The organism is Larkinella terrae (genome assembly GCF_009668025.1).
Taxonomy (GTDB): domain Bacteria; phylum Bacteroidota; class Bacteroidia; order Cytophagales; family Spirosomataceae; genus Larkinella; species Larkinella terrae.
Genome location: NZ_WJXZ01000014.1, coordinates 1,021,178 through 1,035,233 on the forward strand (window position 1 = coordinate 1,021,178; position 14,056 = coordinate 1,035,233).

At 50.9% G+C, this 14,056-nt stretch carries 14 protein-coding genes; 7 read left to right on the forward strand and 7 right to left on the reverse strand.

The window, feature by feature from the left end; all coding sequences use genetic code 11:
* Positions 1-76: 76 nt before the first annotated feature.
* Positions 77-535, reverse strand: a complete 459-nt coding sequence (locus GJJ30_RS25940) for a lipocalin/fatty acid-binding family protein (RefSeq protein WP_154178074.1) — start codon at positions 533-535, stop codon at positions 77-79.
* Between the two features lie 289 nt (positions 536-824).
* On the opposite strand from GJJ30_RS25940, the gene GJJ30_RS25945 reads away from it, so the two are divergent.
* Complete coding sequence (locus GJJ30_RS25945; protein WP_154178075.1) at positions 825-1,604, forward strand: TlpA family protein disulfide reductase; 780 nt, start codon at positions 825-827, stop codon at positions 1,602-1,604.
* Positions 1,605-1,637: 33 nt separating this feature from the next.
* Here GJJ30_RS25945 and GJJ30_RS25950 read toward each other — a convergent pair whose 3' ends face one another.
* On the reverse strand, positions 1,638-2,075 hold the full coding sequence (locus GJJ30_RS25950) for a DUF6526 family protein (protein ID WP_154178076.1): 438 nt from the start codon (positions 2,073-2,075) through the stop codon (positions 1,638-1,640).
* Between the two features lie 78 nt (positions 2,076-2,153).
* On the opposite strand from GJJ30_RS25950, the gene GJJ30_RS25955 reads away from it, so the two are divergent.
* Positions 2,154-3,485 carry a DEAD/DEAH box helicase gene (locus GJJ30_RS25955; RefSeq protein WP_154178077.1) on the forward strand — a complete coding sequence of 444 codons (1,332 nt, stop codon included), beginning with the start codon at positions 2,154-2,156 and terminating at the stop codon, positions 3,483-3,485.
* A gap of 88 nt (positions 3,486-3,573) precedes the next feature.
* On the opposite strand, the gene GJJ30_RS25960 is transcribed toward GJJ30_RS25955, so the two are convergent.
* Positions 3,574-3,996: a type II toxin-antitoxin system VapC family toxin gene (locus GJJ30_RS25960; RefSeq protein ID WP_154178078.1), complete on the reverse strand. Its 423-nt coding sequence runs from the start codon at positions 3,994-3,996 to the stop codon at positions 3,574-3,576.
* A complete protein-coding gene (locus GJJ30_RS25965) occupies positions 3,993-4,250 on the reverse strand; it encodes a DUF6364 family protein (RefSeq protein WP_154178079.1) in 258 nt (85 codons plus the stop codon). The genes GJJ30_RS25960 and GJJ30_RS25965 overlap by 4 nt, the downstream gene beginning before the upstream one ends.
* A 153-nt stretch (positions 4,251-4,403) precedes the next feature.
* On the opposite strand from GJJ30_RS25965, the gene GJJ30_RS25970 reads away from it, so the two are divergent.
* A complete protein-coding gene (locus tag GJJ30_RS25970) occupies positions 4,404-5,546 on the forward strand; it encodes a DEAD/DEAH box helicase (protein ID WP_154178080.1) in 1,143 nt (380 codons plus the stop codon).
* 122 nt (positions 5,547-5,668) lie between these two features.
* Here GJJ30_RS25970 and GJJ30_RS25975 read toward each other — a convergent pair whose 3' ends face one another.
* The gene (locus GJJ30_RS25975) at positions 5,669-6,166 is read right to left on the reverse strand and encodes a DinB family protein (protein WP_154178081.1); all 498 of its coding nucleotides are present in this window, start codon (positions 6,164-6,166) and stop codon (positions 5,669-5,671) included.
* A 546-nt stretch (positions 6,167-6,712) separates the two neighbouring features.
* Here GJJ30_RS25975 and tnpA point away from each other — a divergent pair.
* Together tnpA and GJJ30_RS25985 are read left to right on the forward strand one after the other, a co-directional pair.
* Complete coding sequence (gene tnpA, locus GJJ30_RS25980) at positions 6,713-7,159, forward strand: IS200/IS605 family transposase (protein WP_154178082.1); 447 nt, start codon at positions 6,713-6,715, stop codon at positions 7,157-7,159.
* Between the two features lie 21 nt (positions 7,160-7,180).
* Entirely contained in the window at positions 7,181-7,468 is a 288-nt protein-coding gene (locus GJJ30_RS25985) for a hypothetical protein (RefSeq protein ID WP_205880618.1), read from the forward strand.
* Positions 7,469-7,565: 97 nt separating this feature from the next.
* On the opposite strand, the gene GJJ30_RS25990 is transcribed toward GJJ30_RS25985, so the two are convergent.
* On the reverse strand, positions 7,566-8,915 hold the full coding sequence (locus GJJ30_RS25990) for a Gfo/Idh/MocA family protein (RefSeq protein WP_154178083.1): 1,350 nt from the start codon (positions 8,913-8,915) through the stop codon (positions 7,566-7,568).
* A 381-nt stretch (positions 8,916-9,296) separates the two neighbouring features.
* Here GJJ30_RS25990 and GJJ30_RS25995 point away from each other — a divergent pair, with 381 nt between their 5' ends.
* Both GJJ30_RS25995 and GJJ30_RS26000 read left to right on the forward strand, forming a co-directional pair.
* Positions 9,297-10,298 (forward strand): type I glyceraldehyde-3-phosphate dehydrogenase, encoded by a 1,002-nt coding sequence (locus tag GJJ30_RS25995; protein WP_154178084.1) that lies wholly within the window; start codon positions 9,297-9,299, stop codon positions 10,296-10,298.
* Between the two features lie 60 nt (positions 10,299-10,358).
* Positions 10,359-10,832, forward strand: coding sequence for a Dps family protein (locus GJJ30_RS26000; RefSeq protein WP_154178085.1), 474 nt, complete (start codon positions 10,359-10,361; stop codon positions 10,830-10,832).
* A 128-nt stretch (positions 10,833-10,960) separates the two neighbouring features.
* Here GJJ30_RS26000 and GJJ30_RS26005 read toward each other — a convergent pair whose 3' ends face one another.
* Complete coding sequence (locus GJJ30_RS26005; RefSeq protein ID WP_154178086.1) at positions 10,961-13,861, reverse strand: T9SS type B sorting domain-containing protein; 2,901 nt, start codon at positions 13,859-13,861, stop codon at positions 10,961-10,963.
* Between the last annotated feature and the right edge of the window lie 195 nt (positions 13,862-14,056).

Below are 14,056 nucleotides of genomic sequence, written 5' to 3' on the forward strand. Positions count from 1 at the left end.
CTTTCGGTGACCGCCCGATTAAAACTGTAGATGCGGTTTTCAGAAAAAAAACGAAAACCGGGCAAGTGATTTCCAATCAGAGCGATTTCAGGCTGGGCCGGTGCTTTTTCAGAAGGGAGTCTTTTTCCATTAGTGCTTGAATCCGAGCGAGTTGATCCGCCGGGAGGGTTGGCGACCGGCTGATGATATCGACGCCTTCGGGAGTAAACAGCGTTTTCGAAAACCAGATGACCGCCCATTGGCCCGACGAATCCAGCAGGGCTACCTTCCAGTGGCTTCGCACCAGACTCAGTAACCCTTGTCCCCGCCAGACAAAAGCCCTTTCGTCCGCCGGGTCCGGGTAATCAAAACCGGTCAGGGTTTTTATTTTGTTGTTTTTCAGGTACTTCACTTCGTCGAGCAACACGGTTTTGCCTTTTTTATCCAGGAGTGTGTAAGTAAATGTCGGGTTGGTTTTGTCGCCTTTCAACCACATGGGAAAGTTGGTGCTGCAAATAAACCAGGTTCCAACCAGCGTTTGAATGAGGGTGTCCATGATGTGAAGGTTATAGTAAATAGTGGTCCTGTTGCGTTTTTATTACCGAATAGAAATGATGAATTGATGAACTCTGTTTTGATGCCGTTAGACATCCAATATTTGTAGCAATTTCGTGTCCTTTTTTCCGCCTGCCGTAGGTAGGCAACCGTTGCCTACCTACGGCAGGCGGTTGAAAATCAAAGAACGTGGTCTACAAACATTCCGTCTCTACGAGACTAACTAAACCCTGTCTGACGTTGATATCGGTTTAGCGTAAAAAAACATTATTCTTTAACCCGAATTTGGCATGATTGTAAGGTACGCGCTTGGATTTTTATTGCTGGGACTGGTTTTGACTTCCTGTTCCCAAAAACGTCATTACGGAAATCCGATTCAGGCTCCGGCGACCATTCTGAAAGACATGGAAAGTTTCTGGAATTACAAAGCCAGAAATGTCCGGCTGTACGAAGATTACCAGGCACTGGACCCGGAATCGAACGTCATTCCAAAAGAAGATTTTCTGAAGAAAATAGCCACCGGAGAATACTTTCCGCTGCGACTGTCCTCGACCGATTCATCCGCCTATTACCGCTTGCAGCCGATCAAAAAAACGTCCAGCCAGGACATCCGAACCACCGTTAAGTATTGGGGGCTCGAAGAGCTGGAGCATTTCCGGAAAGAAGGAACCACCCTGCCCGACTACCAATTCGTGGACATGGACGGCACAGTTTATACGAAGGAAACGACCAAAGGAAAAATCCTGGTGGTCAAGTGCTGGTTTCTGGCGTGCCTGCCCTGCATTCAGGAAATGCCCGCCTTGAACGAATTGAAGCAGCAATACAGCGGGCGCAACGATATGCTGTTCGTCAGTTTATGCATGGACCCGAAAGACAAAGTCGCTGCGTTTTTAAAGAAAAAGAAATTCGATTATGTGACGGTTCCGGATCAGGAATCCTACATGACGGATCAACTGCAGCTCAATTCCTATCCGACTCATTTCGTAATCAATAAGCAGGGCCTGATTACCAAAAAGGTGAACGATTACCACGCTCTGGCGTATGCGTTAAGAAAGGAAACGTCGCGGTGAAAACCGTATACTGAAAACCGTAAACCGCTTTCCTTAAACCCGCATGTCATCCGGCAACCAGTTGACAATGGCCTTTTTAATATCCTTCGGACTCAGGTTTTCGGACAGCGCGCGCTGGGTTAAAGCGGGGAGTTCGGCGTCGGAGGCAAACCGCAGCGCCAAAATTTGACCGAACGAAAGTTGATTTTCAATGGTTTCCAATCGCTGGCCTGTCAACACATAATACCGAAACCGCATCTCCAGCCGAACAATCCGGTCCTGATTGGTCAGGGCATAATGCTGCCGGAGCATGAAAGAAACCCAAATAATCAGGAAAATAGCGAAACTGATAAAAAGCCAGAGTAACGTCTCTTCCTCGGATTTGAGGGTATAATAAATACTCATTCCCAACAGAATCAGGCTGATGGGATAAAATACAAAGTGGTGCGGAGGGTAAAATCGGACGTGGTTTTCGTAATTTTGAGTTTTCATTGAGTTGATGGACGTTGAATTCACGCGTTCACTATAAAAGATTGAAATCGCCGGCATTGTTTTGCGGCAGACAAGGATATGACTTTTGATGATTTAAATCTAACGAAACCGCTGTTAAATGCGCTGACGGATTTGGGCTACACGACGCCGACACCCATTCAGCAGAAGGTTTTTTCGGTGGTGATGTCGGGAAAAGACGTCTGCGGGATTGCGCAGACCGGAACCGGCAAGACGTTTGCCTACCTGTTGCCGTGTCTGCGGCAAATTCAGTTTTCGAAAGACCGGTTGCCGCAGTTGCTCATCATCGTGCCCACGCGCGAACTGGTGGTGCAGGTGGTCGAAGCCGTTCAGCAACTGACAACGTACATGAGCCTTGCCGTGGTGGGCATTTACGGCGGGGTGAATATCAAACCGCAGATTGCGGAAGTGGAGCAGGGAATGGACGTACTGGTATCGACGCCCGGTCGGCTGATCGATCTGTCGATCAAGGGTTTACTGAAAACCAAATCCATCAAACGGCTGGTGATCGACGAAGTGGACGAAATGCTGAATCTCGGTTTTCGGTCGCAACTGGAAACCGTGCTGGATCTGCTGCCCGCCCGGCGGCAAAATCTGCTGTTTTCAGCTACGATGACCGACGAGGTGGAAGGACTGATCGAAGCGCATTTCAATCAGCCGGTGCGGATGGAAGCTGCTCCGGCCGGAACGCCCCTGGACAACATTCGGCAGACGGCCTACGCGGTTCCGAATTTTTATACCAAGATTAATCTGCTCGAGCAATTGCTGCGGCAGGATGCCGACATGACCAAAGTGCTGGTTTTTGTCGCGACTAAAAATCTGGCGAACCAGCTTTACGAACAACTCGAAGCGAAGTTTCCGGGTCAGGTGGGCGTTATTCACTCGAACAAGGAGCAGAACCACCGGTTTAATGCCGTCCGGCAGTTTCAGGACGGAAATTTCCGGATGCTGATTGCGACCGACATTATCGCGCGGGGTCTGGACGTGGCCGAAGTGTCGCACGTCATCAATTTCGACCTGCCGGAAGTGCCCGAAATGTACGTTCACCGGATTGGCAGAACCGGTCGCGCCGACCGGAACGGCATTGCCATCGCCTTCCTGACGGAGCGGGAGAAAGACCGCCAAACCGCCATCGAGCAGGTGATGAATTACGCCATTCCGACGCTGCCGCTGCCCGACGATCTCGAAATTTCGGACGTGTTGACCGAAGACGAAAAACCGTCGGTGAAAATGAAAAATCCGGTCGTCAAAATTCACCTGAGCGATACGTTCGGTGGCGCTTTTCACGAAAAGATCGAGAAGAATAAAAAGGTGAATGTCCGCCGGAATCACGCGGAGGAAATGATGAAAAAATACGGGAAACCAATCCGGAAAACGCGGAAGAATAATTGATTTGGGATTGCCAGTTGATGCAGGACTTTAGGCCGGTGATAGTATCAAATGGTACTATCACCGGCCTATGTATTTGATATTTAATCTTTTACTTTATACCCACACTTGCCAGGTACTCTTCGGCTGTCATGATTGGAAGTTCTGACTGTTTATAGTCTTTGGGGTTTCGGGTCAGAATAATTCTACAATTACCTTTTACTGCACAGAAATATTGCAAAGCATCTTCAAAATCGGTAAAATTTGAATTTAAACCCTTCTCAATCATCAATTCATCGACGCTTATTATTGCGGAGATTATTTTAAATTTTCGAAGTTTCTCTATGGCTTTTGCGTTTCCTTCAAACTTTGAGAGAAAGTAATTAACAGTTGCAAAGGAAAGTGCAGAAACCGCCAGTACGATTTCTCCATTGTCCGCCAGAGTTGCCAGTTTGGCTATCGAGTGGTAATGAGGTATGCGCTCACCTAAAAGATCAAGTACGATATTGGTATCCAAAAAAAGCCGGTCTTTCATCTGTATTTTTCAAGCAGATGTTCACTGTATTCTTTTATATCCAGATTAGAGGGGATTGTTGTGCCTGATGTCATACTTTTAACAAAAGGGGAAATTTTTACCTCCCTTTTGTCGGTATCTGGTTCATTCTTGTTGATTAAGGACTTCAAATAGCCTTCTATTAAACCAGACAAGCTTCTATTTTGCGAAGCAGCGTAACGCTTAGCTTGCTGAATTACTTCTTCATCCAGCTTCAAGGTTAATTTTGTGTTCATTGCTTTACTAGTTGTACGTGCGAATATACTATTTTTGTACGTATAATTTCTAAAGAAGACAGAATCACTTTGAGAGCTAGACTCATTACCCCGCTATTTAGTGATATATTTGCCGCTCGCAAACGGGATTTGTCCCAACAGTAAGAGAATCGTATGTCATTTTCATCGCTTGGACTATCCGCACCGCTTCTCAAAGCCATTGAGGAACAGAGTTATACAAAACCGTATCCCATTCAGGAAGAGGCCATTCCGGCCATTCTGAAAGGGCATGATATGCTGGGAATTGCCAAAACCGGTTCGGGAAAAACCGCCGGTTTTGTGCTGCCGATTCTGGAGCGGTTTCAACGTAAAAAGACCACTAACGACCGCAATGTCAAAGCCCTGATTCTGGTCCCCACGCGAGAACTGGCCGTTCAGGTGAACGAGGTTTTTCAAACGTTTGGCGCACATTTGCCCCGGAGAGTGAAATCGCTGGCGGTTTACGGCGGGGTGTCGATCAATCCGCAAATGATGGCGTTGCAGGGTGCCGAAGTGGTGGTGGCCACGCCCGGCCGCTTGCTGGATCTGGTGTCGTCCAACGCCTTACACCTCTGGGAAGTCGAAGTGCTGGTGCTCGACGAAGCCGACAAAATGCTGGAACTCGGCTTTGCCGAAGAGATGAATCAGATTTTTGAAATGCTGCCCAAAAACCGCCAGAGCATTCTGTTTTCGGCCACTTTGGGCGATGCCATTCAGGGTATTCGGGAAAATCTGCTGCGGAATCCGATCAAAATTGAAATTGCGGAGGAGCCCCAGAATCTGGATCTGATCAAGCAGGTCGCTTACTGGATCGAACCGGAACGCAAAGGTCCGCTGCTGCGGTATCTGATCAGGGAGCGGAAAATGACGCAGGTGCTGGTGTTTGTGTCATCGACCCGAACGGCCGACAATCTTGTGGTGAAGCTGCGGAAAAACGGCATTCCGGCTGAGGCCATTCACGGCGACAAAAGCCAGGGCGCGCGAACCGAAACCCTCCGCAAATTTAAAGCCGGACAGCTGGCGGTCATGGTGGCTACGGATCTGATATCCAGAGGAATCGATATTCAGTTGTTGCCGTTTGTGATCAACTATGAATTGCCCCGATCGCCGAAAGATTACATTCACCGGATTGGCCGAACGGGCCGCGCCGAAGCCGAGGGTGAAGCCATTTCGCTGATCTGCCCCGACGACGAACACCACTTCAAAATCATCCAGAAAAAAATGGGCAAACGGGTGGAAATGATCGAAACCGAAGACCTGAGTTTGAACGGGTATTGATGAGGTAAAAGAAGAGAGACAAGAGAGCAGAGACAAGGGAAAAAAGAAACGAAACGGATCATCGTTCGCTGCCAGTAAATGTCTTTCTTCTCTTGTCTCATGTCTTTCTTCTTTAATCTAGTTTAGAAATTCTGCTCGTCTGCACTCGGTCCGTAGCTTCCCGGAATTGGGATGTTCAACAGGCGAAGGAAAACGCCCAGTTGCGCCCGGTGGTGGACAATCTGGCTGTAAGTCATCCGGATCATCTCACCCTTCGTGGTGTCGCTGTAAATGTCTTCGCCGTTGCGCAGGACCCACCTGCCTTCCAATTGGTCATCCTTTGCTTCTTCCAAATGCGCTTTTCCGTCGGCCAGCGTCCGTTCAAAGTAGTGCACCAATTGGGATGTGCCGTTGATTGAAACCGGTTGATAGGGCGACGTGGCGAAATCCAGTCCGTCGGTGGTTAAAGCCAGTGTCACCCACGAAGGCAATTCGGCAATATGCGTGGATAAGGTGCGGATGTCCATGCTTTTTTCGTGCGGTTTCCAGTCGTATTTGTCGTCGGGAATGCGGCCCAGCATGTTGCGGGTGGTTTTAGCTTCCTGATCCATTTCCTTCAAAAGCATCTCGATCTGTGACATCGTTGTAGGGGTTTGTTTACGCTACAAATTTACCCCGACCGGGTGACAGCCCTATGTCAGTAGGGTTTGGCGGAGCGGGAAAAAATGTGTGACATTGGACACCATACCGGGGGTTGCACCAACGGTTATCCCGAGTCAACCCCGTTGGGGTTGGAGTACTGCCTGTTGCCCCAATACCGAGGGTTGCACCCCCGGTTATCCACGGTTAACGCCTACGGCGTTCTGACAATCTTGTTGCATAAGCTCGCTAACCCCAACGGGGTTGACTCTGGATAACCGGGGGTGAAACCCTCGGTATGGCATGGCCTGGTGACCAGAGAGGTCGGCAGGGCGATCTGATATACATCAACCCCAACGGGGTTGACTCTGGATAACCGGGGGTGAAACCCTCGGTCGGTGCGGATCGGTGCGGATCGGTGTGGAGGATCAGCTCGCTGCGTCAGAGATAATCTGCCATGCACCATCCCCAGCGGGGTTGACTCTCTTTGATGCTATGCGTAGCTTACGGTTTTCAATGCGATACCACACAAGTTAAACCACCACACCATGAGTTACCGGCAAATTCTTTACCAGGTTGTTTTCGCAACAAAATACCGCAGGCCAACGATCAATGAAACCCATTGTACCGACCTGTACAGATATATTTGGGGCGTCGTCAAAAATCGAAACTGCCAGCTGTTTCGGATCAATGGTGTTGAAGACCACATTCACCTTTTAAGCGACCTGCACCCGACGGTGGCGCTGGCCAGCCTGGTCAAAGACATCAAAGTCGGAAGTTCAATCTGGATGAAAGAGAGTGGTTTATTCCCCGATTTTGAAGGCTGGTCGGATGGGTACGGGGCGTTTACCTATTCGATTCGGGAGCGCGAAAAAGTTCTGAATTACATTAAAAAGCAGAAGGAACACCAACGGAAAATCACCTTTGCCGACGAGTACACGGCCTTGCTGGAGGAACACAGGATTATCTACGATGAAAAATACCTGTGGCACTGAATCAATACCTATTTTAGTAGTATGAAACTGACCTGGACTTTTTACTCCAAAACCAATCAGCCCATTACGCTGACCGTGATCTACGTCCTGGAACTGGATAGGCACAACCTGGAATACGGTGGTTTTCTCGATAGCGAATCCAACCGCGCTTACGTCGATTGGAAGACCTTCAAACGCTTCGATGATGCCTCAGTCAAGGTGCGGAAAGACGCCTTCGCTCAACTGGTACGCATTACCCGAAAAGAAGAAGTACGAATTGGAAATGCTCTGATCACATTCGATCCTGAAATGCCAAAACCGTCCGCGTAAGAAAACGCAACAAGCCCGGAAGAAGCAATAAAAAGTAAAAACCGCCTGACGTTGGACGTAAAGCGGTTTTTTCTTTTTGTTGGTAACCAACCGGTTGTTATACTTTTGGCTCCCAGCCCTTTTCGTAATCGCGGCTCCAGAGCTTCTGGGCTTCCTTGTCGCCGATGATGTGCCCGTTTTTAGGATCGATTTTCAGATCGCGGCCCACGCGCCAGGCAATGTTGCCCAGTTGCATCGCCACTACACTTTTGTAACCGAGTTCGACATCGCAGTTCGGTCGGCGGTTGTTTCGGATCGCATCCAGGAAGTCCGCGACGTGCAGATTATCCATCCCCAAACTGGGACTGGCGGTGTTCCGGCCCTGCACATCCCCTTCTCCATCGCCGACGGATTTGATTTCCTTGACCAGCTTGCCGTCCAGATCGTACACCTTGTAGCTGTCACCGCCGGTATCCAGACTACCGTTTTCACCGTAAAAAATAATGCCCCGATCCAGCCCTTCAATTTTGCGGCCGTTCGAACTCCGCGACTCCCACATCAGCGACACGCGGCCGGGATAATCCATTGTAATAACCTGAGTATCGGGCGTTTCCCAATCGTCTTTGAATTCGTACCGACCGCCCACGGAAGTCACGCGCGTTGGGAAATCGACCCCTAAGCCCCAGCGGGCCACATCCACTTCGTGCGTTCCGTTGTTCAGCGCTTCACCGGTTCCCCAGTGCCAGAACCAGTGCCAGTCGTAGTGAATCAATCCTTCCTTGTATGGCATCCGCGGAGCCGGGCCCTGCCACAACTCATAATCGAGCCAGGTCGGCACCGTCCCTGGCTTCAAAACTGTTGACTTTCGTTTGTTGGTGTACCAGGCTTTGGCGAGATATACGCGTCCGATAATTCCCTTGTGCAACTGCTGAATGCCCTCCGTCAAAACCGGGGCCGACCGGCGTTGCGCGCCCATCTGAACCACCTTGTTGTATTTCCGGGCGGCCGCAATCGCCAGTTCACCTTCGTGGGGATTATGACTGAGCGGTTTTTCAACGTAAACGTGTTTTCCGGCCTGACAACCCATGATTGTCAGCGGAGCGTGCCAGTGGTCGGGCGTCGCGGTGTAAATTGCGTCGATCGACTTGTCCTCCAGCACCTTCCGGCAGTCTTTCTCCGATTTGGGACTGGCGGTCGATTTTACTTTTTTGATCGTGTCGATGGCCTTTGGAATGGCCCGTACGTCTACGTCGCAAACCGTGCCAACTTCAGTGTTTTTTTGTCCGGCAAAGGTACCGCCCATGCTGTTTCCCCGGCTGTTGACGCCGATGGAGGCCACCCGAATCAGTTCGTTTGCGCCAATGATGCGGTTATAACTTTTGGGGCTGAATCCAAAGGCCGTTCCGCCGACTGCCAGTGTGGCTGATCCGGCGGCTATCTTTTTAATAAAATCGCGTCTTTTTTCCATAAAAAGGGCTTATCATTCGATGAATTTAATCGGTAGTCAGTAACAAATCGGCGTTTGAAGCAAAAGACAGACACACAGTCCGTATACTCGCAGGACTATTCGTACTGTCCCGAACCGGCACCCGAATTGGGTGCGATAAAACCGCTCGGCAGCCGGTACTGCTGGTAGCACATTCTTATCTGACTCCGGATTTTATCCGTAAAGCAGAGTCTGCGGTCCAGTCAGTATATTTCTTCGTTTCGCTGAACTTTTTAAAGGGCAGCCTCTCTTATTAAGTTGAAGTAACCGGCAAAGTTGAAGCATTCAGTGGTGCCGTTTTCCGCCCGCCAAATGCCCCGTTTACTCCAGCATTTTCCGTTTTTTAACCAACCATTTTTCTGTATGGCAACTATTGCATTGTATGGATTCGGTCGCATCGGTCGGCAGTTTCTGCGCGTTGGTCTGAGCAACAATTTATTTGTTCCGGTTTCCATTTCTGACATCCGCGACGAGCCAACGTTGGCGGCTTTGTTTGCCGTTGATACCAATTACGGCCGCTGGCCCGAACCGGTTTCCGGCAGCGAAGGTCAACTGACGATTGGTGAGCGAACGATTCCGTATATAAATTCGGCGAAAGAAGTGCCGGACTGGAAAGCGCTCGGCGTCGATCTGGTGGTCGATTGTACGGGCCGGGCCACCAACCGCGCCGGTGCGCAGGTTCACCTCGACCGGGGCGCCAAATATGTGCTCATCAGCGCCCCCAGCAAATCCCTGGCCGACTGCGACGCCGTACTGTTGAAAGGCATCAACCTCGACACGTTCGATCCTGAAAACCACCACATTATCAGCATGGGAAGCTGTACGACCAACGCCCTGGCTGCGGTTGTGAAGGTGATTCGGGAGAATTTCGGTATTCAATACGGTCTGTTCTCGACCGTTCACTCCTATACCAATACGCAGTCGCTGACGGATCAGCCGATGAAAGACCGGCGCGATTCGTGGGCTGCGGCCGAGAACATCATTCCGTCGTCGTCGGGAGCCGCCCGAGCCCTGCAATTCATCTGGAAAGACCTCAAAATTACCGGGAAAGCGTACCGCGTTCCGACCCGCACGGGCAGTATTGCGGAGCTGAACCTGATTACCGAAAAAGATTGCACCGTGCAGGAAGTGAACGATGCGTTCCGCAAAGCCGCTTCCGAAGGGCCTCTGAAAGGCGTCATGGATGTGCTGGAGCAGGAGTGGGCGTCGTCGCGCATTGTGGCCGATCCGCATTCGTCAATCATCGATCTGCCGTTGACAGCGAAAGAAGGAAATCTGCTGTCGGTGGCCGCCTGGTACGATAACGAGTGGGGTTTTTCAAACCGGCTGGCCGAAGTCGCGGCTTACCTGGCCGAACGGATTTAATCCGGGTCTATTCTCAAGTCGTTCTGAATCAATCTACTGTAACCTTAAAAACCGCATCCGATGAAAACAAGCATTGGTATTTCAACCGAAAACCGGGAAGTTGTTGCGCACCAACTGGCGAAGCTACTGGCCGATGAATTCGTGCTTTACACGAAAACCCTCAACGCCCACTGGAACCTGGAAGGCATGGACTTCCACTCGGTTCACCTGTATTTTGAAGAACTTTACACCCAATCGGCGGAAATTGTCGACGAGGTTGCGGAACGCATCCGCCAATTGGGACATTACGCCCCCGGAACGCTGAAGAGCTTTCTGCAACTGACGCATTTGACCGAACAGGACGGCGGAGGAAACGATAGCCGCAGCCTGATTAAAAAACTGCTGGCCGACCACGAAAGCATCATCGAATTCATCCGGGGCAACATCGACGAATTTGCCGACGCGCACAAAGATGCCGGAACGAGCGACTACATCACCGGTTTGATGGAAAAACACGAAAAAATTGCCTGGATGCTCCGGGCGCATATCAAATAAAAAGGAATGATAAATAGTAAATGATGAATGTTGAATATAGAAGTACTTCCCAATCGGGCACTTTTATATTTAACATTCATCATTTTACATTTGTCATTTAGTTTTTTTTGAAAGTCAAAACCGCTTCCTTAATTCGTACCGCCGGATTCCTGCAGGATTTCCACCCAGCCTTTGTAAATCTCCGCCGGGGCATTGCAATTCAGGCGCTTGAATTTCACCCGAATCTGATAGTAGTATAAACCGCCGGGCAATTCCTGGCCTCGGTTATTTTTTCCATCCCAGGTCAGTGCCACATCGACTCCGCTGCTCTGGTAAACTTGTTGGCCCCAACGGTTGACGATGGTTATCTCCGCCGATTCCACAAACCGGGGACAACTCATCGGCTCGAAAATGTCGTTTTTGCCGTCACCATTGGGCGTAAAAACATTTGGCATTTGCAAAAACGGGCAGTTGTCCTTGCAAACCCGATTGGACGATTTGCTCTCCTGGCCGCTGCGACTGACCGACCGAACCTCGTAACAACCCGCCAGCGACGTCAGATTTTCGTGCCGATACGCCATCGCATTGACCGACGCCAGCAAAACCAGCTCCTGACCTTCGCAGGGCGCATAATAAATGTTGTATTTGACAATGTTGCGGTCGCAATCGCCGGTCGTCGGGTTTTGCCACGTCAGGTTATTGGAAAACGTAGTCTGGTTACAAAACGATTCGGGTGTCAGACTCGCGCAATCCAGGGCATCTATCGTCAGCTGGGGCGGGCAGGGTTTGGTCGTATCGATCGGCGTGGCGCAAACGCCCTGCGAGAAATTGTTCAGCAATAGTGTCGTCAGCGGAGCCGAATACCGCCCAACGGTTTCGACCCGGTAACAATAATTGCTATCGACCGACATCGTCACCGGTTGAACGCCGTCGGCGGCATACGTATCGGCCCCCTGATCGGTATATACATAGGTGTTAGCCGTGGTAACCGGAACAACGGCCACCAAGTTGAACGGCCCGTTGGGACCGGTTTTGCTGCGATAAATCCGGTGTTGCTGGTTATCATTGCTCCAGGGAACGCTGGCTTCCCAACTGAGCTGAACCCGTTTGAAACCGCCGGTGGCCGTCAGGCGAACGGAGCTGGCATTTTCCGTTACATCCAGCCGCTGGAGCTGCCCCGAAGCCGGATCGGTGTAATAAAATTCGACGTGATACCGGTAGGCATTGGCCACAGTATTCAATCCGCGATCCGTATAAACCGTGTCGGCCACCGCAGGCTGCAAGCTGGTGTTGATGGTCGCAATCTGCGTAAAACTGGTGCCCGTCAGCCCGGTTGCCCGGTACAGGCGGTATTGGAACGGACCGGTTCCGTCCTGCGGATTAACGCCGGGCGGGCGCGTCCAGCGAACCGTGATAACCCCTCTTGTATCGTACGTACTGTCAACGGTAACGTGCGTAATCAACGGAACCTGCTGGGGTAAATTCACGCAAACCTGTTCAGAAACAACGCTTTGGCCGTAATTGGGCCGGGGCAGCATAACCACGATCCGGTAGCTGTATTGAACACCCCGTTTCAGTCCCTGATTGGCGTTGTTATCCGTAAACGTCGTTTCGTTGATGAGTTTTTCGCCAATTTTCACGTAACCGGTCGATGGTTCCAAACCGGGGTTGGTACACGGATCGAGGTTCACATCATCGCAGCCTTCCTTGCGGTAAATCACCATTTTGGTGTCGGCTGGCAAGGCGGAAACTCCGCAGGCATAGGCATCCCAATTGAGAACGATCGCTCGTCCGGCCGGATCGGCGGTTGGGCGGGCGGTGAGGTTTTGCGGTTTCGGCGCATAAATCCGGATACGGAACGATTCAAGCGTTGCCAATTGCGTTTGCCCGACGCCACGTGGCTGATCGACGACCCGGAAAATGACATCGTACGGTTCGGCCCGAACGTGGGCGCAGTTGGTCTGCCAGCGAAAGTTTGATGTGGCGGGACTGTTCTGAAAACCGGTCGGCGTCAGGGTTGCGGCCGGTGGGGCTACCAGTTGAATCGTTGAATTATCCGGCCCTTTGTTGAACGGTCCGCCAAAACCGGTCACTTCAATGCGGTTTCCGTCGGGATCGGTGGCCGTAATCGTTTGCTGAATCAATGTGCCCGCTTCCACGCAAAGGTCTTCTGGTACCTTCAGTTCGGGGCGCTTGTTGATGGATGGCGTCACGATGATCTGAACGTCCCGGACAATTTCCCCGATTTTGACGCCGTCGCGCCATTCTTCCACGATAAACGCAATGTTGTACTGACCAACTTCGGCAGGCGCGTCCCAGCAGACATCGCCGGTTATGGCATTGACGGTCAGCGTCGCCGGACCGGTATTGGCTTCGTTGACGCGGTTAAGGCCAATCGTCGTCGGGTCGGCATATCCGGCCACGAACCCCAGCTCGCAGGACGATTCGTCGTTTTCATTTAATTTTCCGGAAGGTGTATAAAGCCGGTAGGCAAGGCTATCGCCGTCGGCATCGAAAGCCGCCGGATTGTGGCACCATTTCTGGCCGACGCGGGCCGAATCCAAAGGCGGATTCAGCAAAACCGGTGTGCTGTTGAGTCCCAAACCGGCATTTACGACGATGGTGGTTCGTAATTTAAAGTTGGTTTGGATGGAATTTGGGATGTTGCGGGTCCCTTCATTCCGGTTCGTAATCGTGCAGCTAATGTCGTAATTTCCGGGGCCGGGATAGGTATAGGTTGTCCGATAAATGTTGATGGACGTGTTGGAGTTAATGTTTCGGGATTCGGCCGCGACCCGGGGCACCCGGCGCATCTGGTTTCCGACCCCAAAGCAGAAATTGACGTCATTTTGCGCGCGCGCGGCCACCAGTCCCCCGGTTGGTCCCGGTCGGATGTCAAAATAAACCGTCAGCGTAATTTCGTAGGTGAGCGCCGTCGATGAAATCCGGCGGGTGGTAATTTCGCCCGCCCGAACGTGGGTAGCCAGCGCATCCGAAACCGCAATAAAATTCAGGACTGCCCAGAAAAACAGAAGTAAAGACGTTTTCATAGAGATGAGACAGTGATATGCCATATAAACGGCTCATCATCATCTTTTTGCATACGAATTCAGCGGTTTATCCAAAAAATAAAACCGCCTTTTAGTTTTTGGATAAACCACGCTAAAACCGCTATGAAGTATTAAGGCAACCAACCTGTTTGATCGCGGTTAATTGTATTTGAAAAGATTTTAATTCTGTCTGAT